Here is a 16,870-nt window from a genome sequence, read left to right on the forward strand (position 1 = left end):
GCTTCCCCACCTACCGGAGTCATCGGGTCGCGAGCCGCAGCAGCGCCCAGAGCTGGGCCGCCTGGTCGTGCACACCCCGGACGCTCACCGAGGTCAGGGACGACCGGCCCCACAACCACAGGTAGACGCGCTCGGGCTCGCCGGCCGTGACGACGTCGTCCGCGGCCTCGGCTTCCTCGGCCGAACAGCGCCAGGCCTCCGTCACGTCGGGTCCGGCGCGCGCGATCCAGCTGTGCGCGCCGACGCGCACGCCGACCGAGCCCGCTTTCGTGCCGGTCAGGCCCAGCATCGGCAGCTTCTGGCCAAACCACAGCGTGAGCGCCTCGTCGATGCCGTCGATCGCGAGGTCTTCGTCGATGCCGCGCGGCTCGGCGCCCGCGGCCTGCTCGACGTCGACGCGGTGGACCAGGGTTTCGTGCAGCATCCGCCGTCGCCAGAAGCCGTACGTCGGGTCCGCCGGCCACCACGTGTCGGCGTGGTCCTCCGGATCGTGCGCGGCGAGCTCGTCGAGCAGCTCCGTCAGCCCGGTTTCCAGGTACTCGCCCAGGCTCTGGCCCGGTTCGGGGTCGCGCTGCCAGTCGTCCGGGCCGCGGCCGTCGGCCAGCCGGCGCCGGACCATCCGGTAGAGGCTCCCGACGTGCCGGGCGACCTCGCCGAGCGACCAGCCGGGGCAGGCGGGCACCGGCGCTTCGAGCGGCGCCGCGCGGACGGCTTCGGCCAGCACCCGGCCTTCGATTCCCAACGCCGTGAGCAGCCGCCCCTGGTCGACCGGGCCGTGCTCACGCGACATGGGCTTCCCCGGTGATCGGCAGGCCGTGCACGAGCCGGCGGACGAGTTCGAGGAACGGCGTGGCGGCACGCACCAGCCCATCGGCCGACTCGGCGGTGACCTTGCCGGTGATCCCGGCCTGCGCGGCGGCGCGCGCGGCCGAGTTGCTCGCGAAGAAGGCGGACCATTCGCGCAGTTCGGGGGCGACGGAGTCGAGCAGCATCCAGGTGCTGGCCGGCCGGGCGCGCCCCCGGTGCGGACGGCCACGGGCGGCGAGCACGGCGGCGGCCCCGCGCAGGGCGGCGAGGTAGGCGCCGACGAACCGTTCGACGGGATCGGTTTCGCGCTCGGCTTCGGCGAGCCCGCGCCGGGCTTGGGCGAGCAGGCCGGCGGCCACGGGCGGGGCGGGCGGGCGCAGGGACATGGGTAGTTGGGACTGCTCGCGATCGCCATCGGCGGCTGGCGGGTGCAGGGGCATCGGCAGCTCAGGCGCGGCGGCCGGACGCGACGACGGCTCCGCAGCCGCGGCAGGCTGGTGCACGGGCATCGGCAGCTCGGGCTCGGCGACCGACGCCGCGGGACGCGACGGAGACTCCGCATCGGTGACGGTCGGGTGCGACGGCTCGATCCGCGGCTCCGCGGCCTCAGCGCCGGCGACCGGCGCAGCAGGCGGGCGCACCGGCTCGGCAGCCGGCTCCGGCGTCATCGGCAGCTCGGGCTGGCCGGCGTCCACCGGGCGCCGCCGGGGCTTGCGGGGCTCCACGCAACCCGGGACCGGCGGGGCCGACGACACCGACGGGCGCAGCGGGGACCGCCCGATGTGCGGGCGCAGCGACATGGGCAGCGGCGGCTGCCCGGACTCCGTGGGGGACACGACCTTGACGGACATGACGACCCTCCTCCTGCGCTGGGTGAGCCCGATCATGTGCCCGGCGCCGAGACGCTTCCCCCGCCCCGGAGCCGGGCACCTGACCGGTGCGCGCTCACCGATGTCGAACGTCTGTTCGAACAAAATCCAGAGTAACCCTCCACCCGGCGTCCGCTCAACCCCAGGGGTGGAATCCCGCGGGACACCAGGTCGGTGGCGTGATCTCATAGGCTCATGAGTTCGCTGGACCATCCCGCCGTCGCCAAGGTGGCGGCCGCGCTGGCCGAAGCCGGGCAGCACGCCGCCGCCGAGGGCATCCGCGTGCTGCCCGCCGAAGTCCGGACCGCCGCTCAGGCGGCCGAAGCGCTCGGCGTGCCCACCGGCGCCATCGCCAACAGCCTCATCTTCCGCCTGGGGTCCGACAAAAAAGCGCTCCTCGCCCTGACGTCGGGCGCCCACCGGGCCGATCCGGCCACCCTCGAACGCCTGGCCGGGGGCGAAATCGGCAAGGCCGACGCCGATTTCGTGAGGGCGCACACAGGGCAGCCGATCGGCGGGGTCGCCCCGACCGGGCACCCCTCCCCGCTGCCGACGCTCGTCGACACCGCGCTGCGCGCCCACGACGTCGTGTGGGCCGCCGCCGGGCACCCGAAGACCGTCTACCCGACCACCTTCGCCGAGCTGGTCGCCTTGACCGGGGGCACCCCCGGCGCGCTCGACGGCGCGGAGGAAGATGGATCGCTGTGACCGCGATGCCCGCCGGCTGCTCCCGCTACGTCCAGCTCTCGACGGACGAGTTCCGCGCGCGCCTGCCCGAAGCCCTGGACATCTACGTCCGGGCGATGCGGTACCCGGCGGGCACCGCCGAGCAGCGCGCGCCGATGTGGCTCACCCACGCGCTGCGTGAGGGCTGGCGCTGCATGGCCGCCCTCGACGCCGACGACGTCCTGCTCGGGCTCGCCTACGGCTACCGCGGCCGGGCCGGGCAGTGGTGGCACGAGCAGGTCCGCCACGGCCTGAGCCGCCGGTTCGGCCCCGAAGCGGCCGAGCGCTGGCTGTCGGACTACTTCGAGCTGACCGAGATCCACGTCAAGCCGGAGAACCAGGGCCACCAGATCGGCGAGGACCTGCTGCGCGGCCTGCTCGACGGCGTGCCGAGCGCGAACGTCCTGCTGTCGACGCCCGAGGGCACCAGCCGGGCGTGGAAGCTCTACCGCCGCACCGGGTTCGTCGACGTCCTGCGCGACTACCACTTCGCCGGCGACCCGCGGCCGTTCGCGATCCTCGGGCGGGGGGGGGGCCCCNTGCCGAGCGCGAACGTCCTGCTGTCGACGCCCGAGGGCACCAGCCGGGCGTGGAAGCTCTACCGCCGCACCGGGTTCGTCGACGTCCTGCGCGACTACCACTTCGCCGGCGACCCGCGGCCGTTCGCGATCCTCGGGCGGGCGCTGCCCCTCGACGCGCGCTGAGCCGAGGGGCAGCGCCGGCTACCGGGGTTCGGGCCGCCAGTACCCGATCACCAGCGCCGCGACCAGCACGGCGGCGCCGCACCAGGCCGTGACGCTCAGCCGTTCACCGAACAGCAGCGCGGCCAGGATGGTGGCGGTCAACGGCTCGAGCACCGCCGACAGCGCGCCCAGCACGGGATGCGCCGTCGCCAGGCCGCGCAGGTACGCGGCGTAGGCGAGCGCGGTCGGCACCGCGCCGAGGTAGCAGACCACCGCGAGAACGTCGGCGTGCAGGGGAAGCGCCAGGCCCGTCCAGCTCGCCGCGGGGGTGAGCAGGAGGCCGCCGATCAGGCAGCCGAACGCGGTCGTGGCCAGTGGGTCCATGACCGGTTTCGCGGTGAGCAGTGTCAGTGCCGCGAAGCCCGCCGCCGCGAGCAGCGCGAAGCCGAGGCCGCCGACGAGGTGGGCGGATTCCTCGGGTGACCAGCGCAGCAGGACGAGACCGGCGAGGGTGCCGGCGACCGAGACAAGCGTCCAGCGGCCCGGTTTCCGCACCGAAGCGAGCGTGACGAAGACCGGGGCGGCGCCGATCGTGGTCATCGTCGCGATGCTGACGGAGCTGAACGCGACGGCGGCGAAGTAGCTCGCCTGGAACAGCGCGAACAGCCCGCCGACGGCGAGGAGCCGTTTCGCGGCTTCGGCGGTACGCGGGAAGGTGCCGCCTTTGAGGAGGACGGCCAGGGTGGCGATCCCCCCGCCGACGAGCAGCCGGTAGGTGGCGACGGCGAGCGGGTGGAGGCCGGCCAGCTGGCCGAGCAGCGAGCCGGCGAGGCCACCGGTGCCCCAGAGGACCCCGGCGAGAACGAGCGCGGCCGAAGAACGGGCGCGCGTGGGAAGAACGAGCAAGGGAACGCTCCTGCGTCGAAGGAAAAGGGAGTTCGACGACGCGGGGCGGTTGTGCACGACAGATCAGCCGCGGGCCTGGCGGCCACGCGGCGAGGGACCACCCCGCTCAGGCGCGGGGCGGCGGGGTGACGAAGAGAATCCGGCGCACGGGGAGCAACTTAACGACGGGGACGGGCGCGCGGCCACCGGTTTTCCGGCGGCTTGGTGGCCCGCAGCCCCCGAACGAGCAGGCTGCGCTCGAGCGCTTCTCCATGGCGATCATGAGCCCCGTCCCGGCCGGCGCGGTGGACCCGCGGCCCGTCGGGCGCCCCGGTCGCGGATCGTGGGATCGTCGCCCACCTGGATGATCGTCTTGCCGAGGTTCTCGCCACGCAGCATTCCCCGGAACACCTTGGGCGCGTTGGCCAGTCCCGGCGTGATGTCCTCGAGGTAGGTGACCTGCCCGTCCCGGACCCACCTGGTCATGTCGGCGGTGAAGGACGTCGCCAGGGACTCCCGGAACTCGTCCTGGATGAACCCCCGGATGGTCAGGCTCTTGGTCAGCACGGTTCTCATCAGCGACGGCGAGTGAGCCGGGCCGGAGGTGGCCGCCGGGCCGTTGAGCGTGGCGACCAGGCCGCACACCGGCACCCGCGCGTAGGTGTTGAGCCGAGGCAGGACGGCGTCCCACACCGCGCCTCCGACGTTCTCGAAGTAGACGTCGATCCCGTCGGGTGCCGCGGTGTCCAACGCCTCGCCGAGCTCCCCCGCCTTGCGGTCGATGACCGCGTCGAAGCCGAAGCGGCGAGCGGCTGCCTCCTTCGCCGCTCCTCCGACGATCCCCACCGTCTTCGCGCCGAAGGCCGAGGCGATCTGGCCGACCGTCGCGCCCACCGGGCCGGTCGCGGCCGCCACGACGAGCGTCTCACCCGGCGTCGGCTTCCCGATCGCCGTCACGCCCGCGTAGGCGGTGAAGCCCGGCATGCCCAGGACACCGAGCGCCGTCGTGATCGGCGCCACGGCCGGATCCAGCCGGCGCACCCGGCTCGCCGCGGCCACGGCGAACTCCTGCCACCCCGAATCGGCGAGAACGATGTCCCCGGGAGCGAAGGCGTCGTCGGCCGACTCCACCACCTCGCTCACCGTCGCGCCGACCATGACCGCGCCCAGCTCCACCGGTTCCACATACGTTCGCGCCGCGTTCATCCGCCCTCGCATGTACGGGTCCAGCGAGAGGTGGATGGTGCGCAGAAGCAGTTCCCCGCGCCCCGGCCGCGGTGTCGACGACGACTCCAGCCGGAAATCGCTGTCCGCCGGTTCGCCGTCGGGCCGGGCCGCCAGGACGATTCTGGTGTTCTTCACGCGACGCGCCTCTCCACGGGAAAGCCCACGAGTAGCATCGACCCGTGCCCGAAGCCGCCCTCCCCGACGACGACGACGGCACGCGCACGCCGGAGCCACCGGGCCGGGACGCGGCGGTTCGCCTGGCGCGCAAGTGGTTCATCAACAGCCAGCGCATCGAGATGCGGGCGCTCGCGGACGAACTCGGCGTCAGCCGCATGACGATCAACCGCTGGGTCGGCAGCCGGGACCAGTTGATCGGGACGATCAACTGGGCGCTGGCCGAGAACGCGCTCGATCGAGCCCGGGACCTGTCGACCGGATCGGGTGTCGACGTCGTGGCGGGCACGCTCGAGGGATTCATCGCGACGGTGCTCGACGCGCCGTTCCTGCGCGCGTTCCTGCGCCAGGAGGGCGAGATCGCCCTTCGCATCCTGACCACCCGCAGCAGTTGCCTGCAGCGCAACTTCATCGCGTACGTGGCCGAGCTGCTGCGTGAGGAGCTCCCGGAAAGCGCCGAGCGCATGCCGATAGACGACCTCGCCTACCTGTTGGTCCGCATCGCCGAGTCGTTCTGCTACGTCGACCTGATCTGCGACGGCGAGCCGGACGCGAGCAAGGTCGGCGTCGCGGTCCGGGTCCTGCTGACGTAGCGCCCGCGAGAGGTGCGGCAGGCGGGGGACTGGCCCGAGCATCGTGCGCCTCCTCGACCGAGAGCGGCCCAGCGGGACGCCTGTTACTCATTGCCAAATGTAACACCTCGACCTACAGTGGCGAGCACTGTGACCGAGACCACGATGAGGTGGGCATGACTGCGACCCCGTTCCGAACCTCACCCGGACTGCCCGGCCGACTCGGCGACGAGGCCCGCTCGCCCGCGAGCGACGAGCGCTTTTCCCCGGCGATGCTCGCCGGCCTCGCCGCCGTCGGACTCGACGTCACCGGAGCTCCCCCGCCCGTCTCCTCGTCCGACGACCTCGAGACCGTGCTGGCGGCCGTCCGCGCCGCGCACGACGGGTTCCAGGCGCTGTACGAGACGATCGAGCTGTCCCTGCCCGGCGACCGCGACGACGTCGACGTGAGCACCGCGAGCATCACCGGCGTGGACGGCAACGAGATCACCCTGCACATCTTCCGGCCGCGTGGCGTGGCAGGCCCCTTGCCCGGGGTCGTCTACACGCACGGCGGCGGCATGGCGATCCTGACCACCGACAACCCGGTGCACCGCCGCTGGTGCACCGACCTCGCCCTCGCCGGCGCGGTCGTCGTGATGGTCGATTTCCGCAATGCCTGCACCGCGGCGACCCACGACCCCTTCCCCGCCGGCGTCGAGGACTGCCTCGCCGGTGCGGTGTGGGTCCACGAACACCGGGGCGAGTTGGGCCTCTCGTCGGTCGTCACCCAAGGTGAGTCGGGCGGCGGCAACCTGGCGATCGCCACGGCACTGCTCGCGAAGCGGCGCGGAATCGACGCCATCGACGGCGTCCACGCCAGCGTTCCGTACATCAGCGGTGGCTACGGGTGGGACCGCGAACGGCGGCTCGCCGAGCTGCCTTCGCTGATCGAGAACGACGGGTACTTCATCGAGACCGGCATGATGGATCTCCTCGTCCGCGCCTACGACCCGCACGGTGAGCACATCGAAGACCCCATCGCCTGGCCCTACTACGCCACCGAAGAGGATCTGCGCGGGTTACCGCCGTTCGTGATCTCGGTCAACGAGCTGGATCCACTGCGCGACGAGGGCATCGCCTTCGCCCGCAAGCTCGCGCGAGCCGGCGTCGCGGTGTCGGCACGGGTGAACCTGGGCATCGTCCACGGTGCCGAGGTCATCTTCCGCCACTACATCGGCGCCAGCTCGGAGGCGGCCGTCGCCGACGTCGTGGGATTCGCGAAGCGGGCGCGCGGGAACTGACCGCGAACGCACGTCGACCGGTGAAGGAAGGTTCGTGTCGCAAAGTTCACCCGCTGCCCGGCTGGAGCAGTCCACCTCGTTGTGCGAGGTATTCCTCGCGACCGCTTCTTCGCGACTCGACCAGCCGGCCCTCCGGTCACCCGAGTCGAAGGCCGGGTGGACGTACCGCCAGGTGCTGGCCCGCATCGGTGAGGTGGCTGGCCGTCTCCGGGAGCGAGGTGTCGGTCGCGGTGACGTCGTGGCCCTCCTGCTGCGCAACCGGCCGGAGTTCCACGTCGTCGACGCCGCTGTCATGTTCCTCGGCGCCGTGCCGTTCAGCCTCTACAACACGGCGCCGGCCGAGCAGCTGAGACACGTCCTCGTCGATTCCGGGGCACGTCTCCTCGTGACGGAACCAGCCTTCTCGAGCGCGGTGGCGGCAACCCGGCGACTGGACACTCCGCTGGAGCACGTGCTGGTGATCGACGAGCTCGCGGCGGAATTCGCCGCGGACACGACCGATTTCGACCTCTCGTCCGCCGGCGTGGGGCCGGATGATCTCCTGACGCTGATCTACACGTCGGGAACCACGGGGCCGCCCAAGGGCGTCGAACTGACGCACCGGGGCATGCTCGAGCAGCTCCGTGGCGTGCATTCGGCCCTGCCGCTGAGCGGCGGCGGCCGCCAGATCAGCTTTCTGCCGGCGGCTCACGTGGCCGACCGGTGGGCTTCGCACTACTCGGCCTTCATGACCTACGGCAATACGGTGACGTCGGTCGCTGATGCGTCCGAGTTGTTCGAGGCGATCGCGGAGGTCCGTCCGACGATCTTCGGCGCGGTTCCCCGGATCTGGGAAAAGCTGAAGGTCCGAGCAGAAAAAGAATACGAAGGCGACCTCATTTCGGACGTACGCGGGAACCCGGCCCTCGCCGCTCACGTCCGCGAACGCCTCGGACTGGACGCTGCCACGTGGGTCAACACCGGCGCCGCGCCCACACCGCCGAGTGTCGTGGAGTTCTTCGACGCCGTCGGTCTCCCGCTCTGCGAGGTGCTGGGGATGTCGGAGGTGTCCTGCCTGGTCACGATCAGCACGCCGGCCGGACGGCGGCCGGGAAGCGTCGGCAAGCCGTTGAGTGGCGTCGAACTCGCGCTCGCCGACGACGGTGAGCTTCTCGTCCGAAGCGCTCAACTCATGCGCCGCTACCGTGGCCTGCCCGAGAAGACGGCGGAAGCGATCGACGCGAACGGCTGGTTCCACACCGGTGACGTCGCGCGGATCGACGGCGACGGATTCGTGTGGATCGTCGACCGCAAGAAAGAGCTCATCATCAACGCGGCCGGCAAGAACATGTCCCCGGCGAACATCGAGATGGCCGTGCTCACCGCCGGTCGTGCGATCAGCCAGGTGTGCGTCATCGGGGATCGGCGCCCCTACAACGTGTGCCTGGTCGTGCCGAATCGCGCGGCCTTCGGCCCCGGCGACACCGAGGCGGCCGTGTCAGCCGCCGTCCAGGCACAGATCGACGCCGCGAACGCGGGTCTCGCGCGCGTCGAGCAGATCAAGAAGTTCGCCGTCCTGGACGCCGAGTGGCTGCCCGGTCACGAACTCACCCCCACGATGAAGCTGCGCCGCCGGGTGATCGACGAGAAGTACTCCGGCGTGATCGAGGGCCTCTACCACCAGGGGGATGGTTGAGCAGGCCGACCGGAACACGTCGGCCTGCTCGCCCGCCGTCAGCGGGAAACCGTCTCCAGGACGAATCCGCGGGGCGGCCCGGACAGCGCGGCCTTCGCCTCCGCGCCGAACCGGTCGGCGATGATCTCGGTCGTGCCGGCCTCGATCCCGTCGAGCGCGGTCCGGACGATGTCCGCCGGATCGTTCATCACCGCGTCGGCCGCGTGCTCGAGCATGGTCGCGGTCGCGGTCGGGCCGAAGACGAGGCCGCTGACGAGCGTGCCCTGACCGGCCAGCTCCAGCCGGACGCCGTTGGTCAGGCTCCACTCCGCGGACTTGGCGACGGCGTAGGCGTTGTTCCCGTCGTAGCTCAGCCACGACAGGTTCGACAGCACGTTGAGGATCGCGCCGCCGCCGTTGCGGCCCAGCACGGGCGCGAACGCCCGGATCATCGCCAGGGTGCCGTAGAGGTGGACGTCGAGGGTGGCCCGGATCTTGCTCAGCTCCCCGTCGACGAGGTTGACGCCGTAGGAGACTCCGGCGTTGTTGACCAGCAGGGTGACGTCCCCGGCGGCGGCCGCGACCGCCGCGACCGACGCGGGGTCGGTGACGTCCAGCGGCAGCACCTCGACGCCCGGGAGATCGACCAGCTCCGGGCGGCGTGCCGTGGCGTAGACCTTGGCCGCGCCCCGCTCCAGCAGTTCCCGGGCGAAGTCCCTGCCGAGGTCCCGGTTGGCTCCGGTGACGAGTGCGGTGGCTCCACGCAGTTGCATTGTTCCCTCTCTTCGCAGTTGTGCCGTATCACCAACGTATGGGCCTGCGAAGCGGCGAACGATGGCTGATCGAGTCAGATAGTTAGCCGTCTGCCTCACTCCGCGAGAATTTTGAGTACCGTGCAGGCCATGGACGTACTGGCTGACGTGCTCGCCGTTTCCGGTGTCCGGGGCACGATCGGCACCCGGATCGAGGCCGGTGGCACGTGGGGGATCCGCCTGGAGGACTGCCCCGGCGAGACGATGCACGCGATCACGTCCGGCAGCGCGTGGCTGATCGTGGACGGCGCGGAGCCGCGCGAGCTCACCACCGGCGATGTCGTGTTGCTGGCGGCAGGCACCGTGCACACGCTCGTCAGCGCGCCCGGCGTCACGGCCCAGGCCTGCGACGCGGAGGGCGCCGCTCGTGCCCGCGAGTCCGGCGAGACGGTCACGATCGGGTCGGCGCCGGCGCGGACCCGGCTGGTGACCATGCACTACGACCACGACCCCGCGGTGTGCACCCAGGTGCTGCGCGCGCTTCCGCCGCTGGTCCACGTGCGCGCCGATACCGGCGCGGCGTGTTTCGACGACGCGGTGCGCCTGCTCGGCCGCGAACTCGCCCAGCCGCAGCTGGCGACGGCCGCCGTGCTGAACAGCCTCGCCGACATCATGCTGATCCAGGTGCTGCGGGCCTGGCTCGCGACCTGCCCCGCCGAGCAGCACGGGACGTGGCTCGGCATGCTGGCCGATCCGGTGGTCAGAGAGGCGCTGGAACGCATCCACCGTGAGCCGTCCCGGCCCTGGACCGCGACCACCCTGGCGTCGGCGATCTCGGTGTCCCGCGCGACGCTCGCCCGCAGGTTCCCGCCGGCGATCGGGCAGAGCCCCGGGGCCTACCTGACGCAGTGGCGGATGGACCTCGCCGCGGTCCGGCTGCGCGACACCGACGACACGGTCGAAAGCGTCGCCGCCGCGGTCGGTTACACCTCGCTCCCCGCGTTCAGCAGGGCCTTCAGCCGTGCCCACGGCGACGCGCCGGGCCGATACCGCGCGCGGGCGCGCGAGGCAGCGCTCGAAGGCCCGCGGGCGTGGGCGCCCGCGCCCGCGCTGTCGACGTCGTAGTGCGGCCGCGAACCCGGAAACCACCGCCGGACGAGGCTTGAGGGACCGGGCCCCGCCCGATCCCTCGAGACCTCAGTCCAGCTGGGCCAGCTGCTCCCGCAACGTGTCCAGCCCCATCCCGCCCATCCGCAGAGCCTCCGTGTGGAACCGCTTGATGTCGAACCCGGCCCCCGCGCGCCCCTGCGCTTCGGTCCGCGCCGCCAGCCACAGCCGCTCGCCGATCTTGTACGCCGGTGCCTGGCCGGGCCAGCCCAGATACCGGTCGATCTCGTCGCGGACATGCGCCTGGTCCGTGATCGTCCGGGTCAGCATGAACTCCAGGCCCAGCTCCGGCGTCCACCGCGAACTTTCGTGGAACCCCGTCCCCGACGGGATCACCAGCTCCAGGTGCATCCCCAGGTCGACCACGACCCGGGCCGCGCGGAACAGCTGCTCCGACAGCATCCCCAGCAGATCGCCGTCGTCGGCCAGGTAGCCCAGTTCCTCCATCAGGCGCTCCGCGTACAGCGCCCAGCCCTCCGCGTGGCCCGACGTGAACGCCATCAGGCGCTGGTACTTGTTCAGCCTCTCGGACTGGTCCACCGCCGTCGCGATCTGCAAGTGGTGGCCCGGTGCTCCCTCGTGGTACACCGTGCTCGTTTCGCGCCACGTCGAGAACTCGTCGCGGCCGCTCGGGAGGGACCACCACATGCGGCCCGGGCGGCTGAAGTCCTCGCTCGGGCCCGTGTAGTACGCGCCGACGCCGCCGCCCGGTGGGGCGATCTTGCACTCCAACGCCATCACGCGGTCGGAGATGTCGAAGTGCTTGCCGCGCAACGACTTCATCGCCTCGTCCGACAGGTGCTGCATCCACGCCTCGAACTCCGCGCGGCCGCGGACGCGGTAGCGCGGGTCGGCGTCCAGGACCGCCGCCGCCTCCGCCAGGGACGCGCCCGGCTTGATCCGGTTCGCGACCGCGCGCATCTCCGACTCGATGCGCGCGAACTCCGCCCAGCCCCACTCGTACGCTTCGCGCAGGTCCAGGGCCGCGCCGACGAAATACCGCGACCACAGGCGGTAGACGTCCTCGCCGACCGCGTCCTTCACCGGGGCCTTCGGGGCCAGCTCGGCCCGCAGGAACCCGGCGAACTCCGCGAACGCCTCCTCGGCCGCCCGCGCGCCGTGCGCGAGGTCCGCCGCGAGCGACTGCGGAGCCGCGCCGCTGACGAGCTGGGTGAAGTAGCCCGTCTCGTCCTTCAGCCCGGCCCACGTCTCGCACTGCTCCGCGACTTTGCCGACCTGGCGCAACGCCGCGACGTGCCCCGCGTCGGACGCCGTCAGCAGGCCGCTGCGCACGTTCGCCAGCGCCCGCGGGACCTCGCCGAGGCGGGCCGACACCGTCGACCAGTCCTCTTCGGTCTCCAGCGGCATCAGGTCGAACGCCATCCGCAGCTCCTGCACCGGGCTGGAGATGACGTTCAGGCTCGCCACGTCGAGGCCGGCCTCGTGGATCTCCAGCTCCAGCCCGACGCGCTCGGTGAACACGGCCTTGGCGGCGCGCTCGGCGGCGTCGCGCGGCTCGGTGGCGGTGACGGCGGCGTGCGCCCGCGCGGCCAGTCCGGCGCGCTCGGCGAACCCGTCCGCCGAGTAGTCGGTCAGCCGGTCGTCGTGACCCTTGATGCCGTAGGCGGTCGCGGCGACCGGGTCCGCGGCCGCGTAGTCGTCGACGTAGCGGTCACAGATGCCGTGCACGCCGTCGGAAGCAGTAGAAGCCATGCGCCGCACGCTACCGGGCCACCAGGACCCATTGGTACGTACTTGGACCTGGTCTCAAAACTCGGCGTGTCGCCAGGTGAACCAGCGGCCCGCCCCTGGCTCCGCACCGCCCGCCTGTGGGCCCGGCCCGACGGACCGGAGGTCTGTCAGAGAGACTGGGGGCCAGTGCCCGCCCTCTCGACCTGGAGCCGTTGATGCCGCAAGGGACCGTCCGTTGGTTCGACGCCGAACGTGGTTTCGGCTTCCTCGCGCCCGAGGACGGCTCGCCGGACGTGTTCGTGCACGCCTCCGAGATCGTCGGGGACGGCGGCGCGAAAGTGCTCCGCGAGGGTCAGGCCGTCGTGTTCGAGGTCGGCGAGAACGACCGCGGGCCCCAGGCGCTGCGCGTTCGCGTCACCGCCGATGCGGCCACCGGCAGCGCCGTGGGCCTGCTCGGCACCGTCAACTGGTACGAGCCGGCCAAGGGGTACGGCTTCGCGTCGCCGGACGGCGGCGGCGCCGACATCTTCGTGCACAGCTCCGCCATCGTGACCGGCGGCGTGGTCACCGAGGGGCAGCGGGTGGCCTTCCTGATCGTCGAAGGCGAGCGCGGCCCGCAGGCCGGGCACGTGATCCCGCTGGGAGCAGGGGCCGGCTCACCCGCTGCGGCTGGTACTGCGGACGGTGCCGACGGCACGGTGGCCTGGTACGACGAGGACAAGGGCTTCGGCTTCATCAATCCCGACTCCGGTGCCGGGGACGTCTTCGTTCACGCCCGGGCCCTGGCCGAGGGGCTGACGTGGCTCGCGGAGGGCGACCGNTGCTGCGGCTGGTATCGCGGACGGTGCCGACGGCACGGTGGCCTGGTACGACGAGGACAAGGGCTTCGGCTTCATCAACCCCGACTCCGGCGCCGGGGACGTCTTCGTTCACGCCCGGGCCCTGGCCGAGGGGCTGACGTGGCTCGCGGAGGGCGACCGCGTCGCCTACGAAGTGGCTAGTGGAGACAAGGGCCCGCAGGCCCGCGACGTGCACCTGGTCCGGGGCGCCGAGCCCCAGACGGCGCCGCAGCGGTCGGCACCTGCCGCGGCCGCAGGGCCGGCGGCGCGGGACGTGCCCGTACGAGGCGGCGAGGGCGTCGTCGCGCGCTACGACGCCGACCGCGGCTTCGGCTTCATCACCCCGGACGCAGGCGGCGACGATCTCTTCGCCCACGTGTCCGTGGTCATGGGGTCGGAGCCGCTGCAGAAGGGTGACCGGGTCCGGTACGCGGTGCGTCAGAGCGACCGGGGCCCGCAGGCCGACCGCATCGAACGCCTCTGAAGAGGCGGCCCCACCGATGGCTGATCACTTCCCGACGAGAGTGCTCGTTCATGGTGCAGCCGGTCCCACACGCCGGCGTCCTGCCACTCACGTAACCGCCGCACGCGGTGTGCCCGGAACCGCATCCGAGCTGCTCGGGTAGGTCTCGCCGGCGGCAGCCGGTGTCGAGCACGAACAAGATCCCCTCCAGCGCGGCACGGTCATCGATCCGGGGCCGCCCACCCGGACCGCGCGGCGCTGGTCGCAGTGACACGCCCTTAAGTTTTGAGACCAGGTCTTAAGCACGGGCCGGGACGAGCCCCAGCCGCGCGATCACCTCGCGCGTCGCCTTCGACCGGTTGAACGTGTAGAAGTGCAGGTTCGGCACGCCTTCGGCGATCAGCTTCTCGCACAGCTCGGTGGTCACGTCGATGCCCGCCGCGCGGAACGCCTTGGGGTCGTCGGCCAGCGGTTCGAGCCGGTCCAGCAGCTTGCGGGGCGCCGGGGCGCCGGACAGCTTGATCGTCGTCTGCAGGGTCCGCATGGTCGTCAGCGGCATGACGCCCGGCAGCACCGGGACGTCACAGCCGGTCGCGGCGACCCGGTCGCGCAGGCGCAGGAAGTCCTCGGCGTCGTGGAACAGCTGGGCGATCGCGAAGTCGGCGCCCGCCCGCAGCTTGCTGACCAGGTACTTCGTGTCGGTCTCGAGGTCGGCCGAGCGCGGGTGGCCGTAGGTGTAGGCCGACACGCCGATGCAGAAGTCGCCGAGCGAGCGCACCAGCTGGACCAGCTCCTCGGCGTAGGTCAGGCCCTCCGGGTGCGGGATCCAGTCGCCGTAGACGTCGCCCGGCGGGTCGCCGCGCAGCGCGAGGATGTTGCGGACGCCGACGGAGGCGTACCAGCCGATCACGTTCCGCAATTCGGCGACGGAGTGGTTGACCGCGGTCAGGTGCGCCATCGGCACCAGCGTCGTCTCGGTCGCGACCCGGGCGATGCTGCGGATCGTGCCGTCGCGGCTGGAGCCGCCGGCGCCGTAGGTGATCGACATGTAGGCCGGGTCGTACGGCTCGAGCTCCCGGATCGCCTTCCACAGGACGGCCTCGTCCGCCGCGTCCCGGGGTGGGAAGAACTCGATGGAGAACTTCGGCCCGTCTCCTCGCAACCGCTCGATCACCGACGTCATACCTCGAATGTTAAGGGCCCTGGCTTTAGACTCGATACAGGAGTGAGCGATGAGGTACGACGACGCCAGCTGGGACGAGGACGTGCGCCTCGCCGTCTACCACGCCTTCGCCGACCGCGGCCGCGCGCCGACCGGGCCGGAGCTGGCCGACGCGGCGGGCGGGTCGCTCGCCGTCGCCAAGCAGGCGCTGCACCGCCTCGCCGACGCCCACCACCTGGTGCTCGACGAGTGCGAGCACGTCGTGCTGGCCCACCCGTTCGCGGCGAAGTCGCTCGGGTTCTCCGTGATGGGTTCGCACACGCTGTGGTGGGGCGGCTGCGCGTGGGACTCGTTCGCCATCCCGCACCTGGTCGACGACGAGCCCGAGGTGCTCGTCGCGACCCGCTGCCCCGGCTGCGGCCAGCCGCACGCCCTGGTCGTGAACCGGGCGGAGCCACCGGAGGGCGCCCAGGTGGCGCACTTCCTGGTGCCGGCCTCGCGGATGTGGGACGACGTGCTGCACACCTGCGGGAACCAGCGGCTGTTCTGCTGCGAGTCCTGTGTGGACGCCTGGCTCGCGGCGACCGGGCAGGCCAAGGGGTACGTGATGGACCTCGTCACGCTCTGGCGGCTCGCGCGCGGCTGGTACGCGGGCCGGCTCGAGCGCGGCTACCGGCGGCGCGAGCCGGACAGCGCGGTCGCCTACTTCGCCGAGGCGGGCCTGACCGGGCCGTTCTGGGCCCCGGCCACGGCCGGAGTCTGATTCGCCACATCCGGGTGCCCCGGCGGCCCGCGGCCCCGCGGGTTCGGCGAGGATGGCGGGATGAACGCGCCCGTCACCGACGCCGATCTGCCCGCCCACGTCGAGCGCGCGCTGGCCGGGTTCCTCGATCGGGCGGGCGCCGAGATCCTGGGCACCGAACCGACCGTGGCCGCGGGGATCGACGCGCTGCGCGGGTTCGTGCTCAACGGTGGCAAGCGGTTGCGCCCGACGTTCGCCTGGTGGGGCTGGCGCGGCGCGGGCGGCGACCCGGCGGGCGCGGACGCCGAAGGCGTGCTGCAGGCGGTGGCCAGCCTCGAGCTGATCCAGGCGTGCGCGCTGATCCACGACGACCTCATCGACTCCTCCGACTCCCGCCGCGGCTTCCCGACCGTGCACATCGCGGGCGCGAAGCTGCACGCCGACCGGGGCTGGCTCGGCTCCCCCGCGACGTTCGGGCTGGCCACGGCGGTGCTCGTCGGCGACCTCGCGCTGGCCTGGGCGGACGACATGTTCGCCGACGCGCCGTTGCCCGCCGAGACGCTCGCCGCGGCGCGCCCGGCCTGGCGCGCGATGCGCACCGAAGTCCTCGCCGGGCAGTACCTCGACGTCCGCACGCAGGCCACCGGCGACGCCTCCGTCGAGGCCGCGCTCAAGATCGACCGGCTCAAGACCGCCGCCTACACCGTGCAGCGGCCGCTGCACCTCGGCGCCGCGCTCGGCGGCGCCTCCCCGGAACTGATCGCCACGCTGCTCGAGTTCGGCGGCGAGGTCGGCGTCGCGTTCCAGCTGCGCGACGACCTGCTGGGCGTGTTCGGCGACCCGTCGGTCACCGGCAAGCCCGCCGGCGACGATCTGCGCGAGGGCAAGCGCACGCTGCTCGTCGCGCTCGGCCTGCAGCTCGCCGCCGAGAAGGGCGAGCCGGCCGCGGCCACCGTGATCGCCGACGCGATCGGCGACGCGGACCTCTCCGACGAAGGCGTCGAGACCGTGCGGATGGCGTTGCAGCAGGTCGGCGCGGTCGACGCCGTGGAGCGCCGGATCGACGAGCTGACGACCGCGGCGATGGCCGCGCTGGACCGCGCGCACCTGGCCGAGCCCGCGCCCGGGGCGCTGACCGGGCTGGTCGTCAAGGCCACCCAGCGGACGTACTGA

General features: G+C 72.3%; 15 protein-coding genes and 5 pseudogenes. 12 read left to right on the plus strand and 8 right to left on the minus strand.

Annotated elements, in window-relative coordinates; translation table 11 throughout:
- Positions 1 to 19: 19 nt before the first annotated feature.
- Positions 20 to 790: a maleylpyruvate isomerase family mycothiol-dependent enzyme gene (locus tag ABFJ78_RS39975; RefSeq protein ID WP_436392671.1), complete on the minus strand. Its 771-nt coding sequence runs from the start codon at positions 788 to 790 to the stop codon at positions 20 to 22.
- The gene (locus tag ABFJ78_RS39980; protein WP_436392672.1) at positions 780 to 1,658 is read right to left on the minus strand and encodes an SAV_6107 family HEPN domain-containing protein; all 879 of its coding nucleotides are present in this window, start codon (positions 1,656 to 1,658) and stop codon (positions 780 to 782) included. Before ABFJ78_RS39980 ends, ABFJ78_RS39975 begins: the two co-directional genes overlap by 11 nt.
- A gap of 213 nt (positions 1,659 to 1,871) precedes the next feature.
- Here ABFJ78_RS39980 and ABFJ78_RS39985 point away from each other — a divergent pair, with 213 nt between their 5' ends.
- Together ABFJ78_RS39985 and ABFJ78_RS39990 are read left to right on the plus strand one after the other, a co-directional pair.
- Positions 1,872 to 2,384, plus strand: a complete 513-nt coding sequence (locus tag ABFJ78_RS39985; protein WP_436392673.1) for a YbaK/EbsC family protein — start codon at positions 1,872 to 1,874, stop codon at positions 2,382 to 2,384.
- Positions 2,381 to 2,929, plus strand: a pseudogene (locus ABFJ78_RS39990) (GNAT family N-acetyltransferase); the annotation flags it as partial. The gene ABFJ78_RS39985 and the pseudogene ABFJ78_RS39990, both read left to right, overlap by 4 nt.
- A gap of 195 nt (positions 2,930 to 3,124) precedes the next feature.
- Here ABFJ78_RS39990 and ABFJ78_RS39995 read toward each other — a convergent pair.
- On the minus strand, positions 3,125 to 3,991 hold the full coding sequence (locus ABFJ78_RS39995) for a DMT family transporter (protein WP_436392674.1): 867 nt from the start codon (positions 3,989 to 3,991) through the stop codon (positions 3,125 to 3,127).
- A 258-nt stretch (positions 3,992 to 4,249) separates the two neighbouring features.
- On the minus strand, positions 4,250 to 5,332 hold the full coding sequence (locus tag ABFJ78_RS40000) for an NADP-dependent oxidoreductase (RefSeq protein WP_436392675.1): 1,083 nt from the start codon (positions 5,330 to 5,332) through the stop codon (positions 4,250 to 4,252).
- Positions 5,333 to 5,376: 44 nt separating this feature from the next.
- On the opposite strand from ABFJ78_RS40000, the gene ABFJ78_RS40005 reads away from it, so the two are divergent.
- The 3 genes from ABFJ78_RS40005 to ABFJ78_RS40015 all read left to right on the plus strand — a co-directional run bounded on the left by ABFJ78_RS40005 (position 5,377) and on the right by ABFJ78_RS40015 (position 8,901).
- Positions 5,377 to 5,964, plus strand: a complete 588-nt coding sequence (locus tag ABFJ78_RS40005) for a QsdR family transcriptional regulator (RefSeq protein WP_436392676.1) — start codon at positions 5,377 to 5,379, stop codon at positions 5,962 to 5,964.
- A 155-nt stretch (positions 5,965 to 6,119) separates the two neighbouring features.
- Positions 6,120 to 7,226: an alpha/beta hydrolase fold domain-containing protein gene (locus tag ABFJ78_RS40010; RefSeq protein WP_436392677.1), complete on the plus strand. Its 1,107-nt coding sequence runs from the start codon at positions 6,120 to 6,122 to the stop codon at positions 7,224 to 7,226.
- A gap of 34 nt (positions 7,227 to 7,260) precedes the next feature.
- Positions 7,261 to 8,901, plus strand: a complete 1,641-nt coding sequence (locus ABFJ78_RS40015) for an AMP-dependent synthetase/ligase (protein ID WP_436392678.1) — start codon at positions 7,261 to 7,263, stop codon at positions 8,899 to 8,901.
- A 38-nt stretch (positions 8,902 to 8,939) separates the two neighbouring features.
- Here the strand turns inward: ABFJ78_RS40015 and ABFJ78_RS40020 are convergent, their stop codons facing one another.
- Positions 8,940 to 9,653, minus strand: coding sequence for an SDR family oxidoreductase (locus ABFJ78_RS40020; protein ID WP_436392679.1), 714 nt, complete (start codon positions 9,651 to 9,653; stop codon positions 8,940 to 8,942).
- A gap of 129 nt (positions 9,654 to 9,782) precedes the next feature.
- Here ABFJ78_RS40020 and ABFJ78_RS40025 point away from each other — a divergent pair, with 129 nt between their 5' ends.
- Positions 9,783 to 10,757, plus strand: coding sequence for an AraC family transcriptional regulator (locus ABFJ78_RS40025; RefSeq protein WP_436392680.1), 975 nt, complete (start codon positions 9,783 to 9,785; stop codon positions 10,755 to 10,757).
- A gap of 72 nt (positions 10,758 to 10,829) precedes the next feature.
- On the opposite strand, the gene ABFJ78_RS40030 is transcribed toward ABFJ78_RS40025, so the two are convergent.
- Complete coding sequence (locus ABFJ78_RS40030; protein ID WP_436392681.1) at positions 10,830 to 12,512, minus strand: DUF885 domain-containing protein; 1,683 nt, start codon at positions 12,510 to 12,512, stop codon at positions 10,830 to 10,832.
- A 194-nt stretch (positions 12,513 to 12,706) separates the two neighbouring features.
- Here ABFJ78_RS40030 and ABFJ78_RS40035 point away from each other — a divergent pair.
- The 4 genes and pseudogenes from ABFJ78_RS40035 to ABFJ78_RS40050 all read left to right on the plus strand — a co-directional run.
- Positions 12,707 to 12,904, plus strand: a pseudogene (locus ABFJ78_RS40035) (cold-shock protein); the annotation flags it as partial.
- Between the two features lie 30 nt (positions 12,905 to 12,934).
- A pseudogene (locus tag ABFJ78_RS40040) lies at positions 12,935 to 13,252 on the plus strand (cold-shock protein); the annotation flags it as partial.
- A gap of 97 nt (positions 13,253 to 13,349) precedes the next feature.
- Positions 13,350 to 13,466, plus strand: a pseudogene (locus tag ABFJ78_RS40045) (cold-shock protein); the annotation flags it as partial.
- A gap of 18 nt (positions 13,467 to 13,484) precedes the next feature.
- Positions 13,485 to 13,814, plus strand: a complete 330-nt coding sequence (locus tag ABFJ78_RS40050; RefSeq protein ID WP_436392855.1) for a cold-shock protein — start codon at positions 13,485 to 13,487, stop codon at positions 13,812 to 13,814.
- A gap of 53 nt (positions 13,815 to 13,867) precedes the next feature.
- Here ABFJ78_RS40050 and ABFJ78_RS40055 read toward each other — a convergent pair.
- Positions 13,868 to 14,067 (minus strand): annotated as a pseudogene (locus tag ABFJ78_RS40055) (transposase); the annotation flags it as partial.
- A gap of 24 nt (positions 14,068 to 14,091) precedes the next feature.
- Positions 14,092 to 14,976, minus strand: a complete 885-nt coding sequence (gene metF / locus ABFJ78_RS40060) for a methylenetetrahydrofolate reductase [NAD(P)H] (RefSeq protein ID WP_436392682.1) — start codon at positions 14,974 to 14,976, stop codon at positions 14,092 to 14,094.
- Between the two features lie 49 nt (positions 14,977 to 15,025).
- On the opposite strand from metF, the gene merB reads away from it, so the two are divergent.
- Both merB and ABFJ78_RS40070 read left to right on the plus strand, forming a co-directional pair.
- On the plus strand, positions 15,026 to 15,718 hold the full coding sequence (gene merB, locus ABFJ78_RS40065) for an organomercurial lyase (protein ID WP_436392683.1): 693 nt from the start codon (positions 15,026 to 15,028) through the stop codon (positions 15,716 to 15,718).
- 60 nt (positions 15,719 to 15,778) lie between these two features.
- Complete coding sequence (locus ABFJ78_RS40070; RefSeq protein ID WP_436392684.1) at positions 15,779 to 16,870, plus strand: polyprenyl synthetase family protein; 1,092 nt, start codon at positions 15,779 to 15,781, stop codon at positions 16,868 to 16,870.

The sequence above is a fragment of the Amycolatopsis sp. MEPSY49 genome (assembly GCF_051337345.1).
Taxonomy (GTDB): domain Bacteria; phylum Actinomycetota; class Actinomycetes; order Mycobacteriales; family Pseudonocardiaceae; genus Amycolatopsis.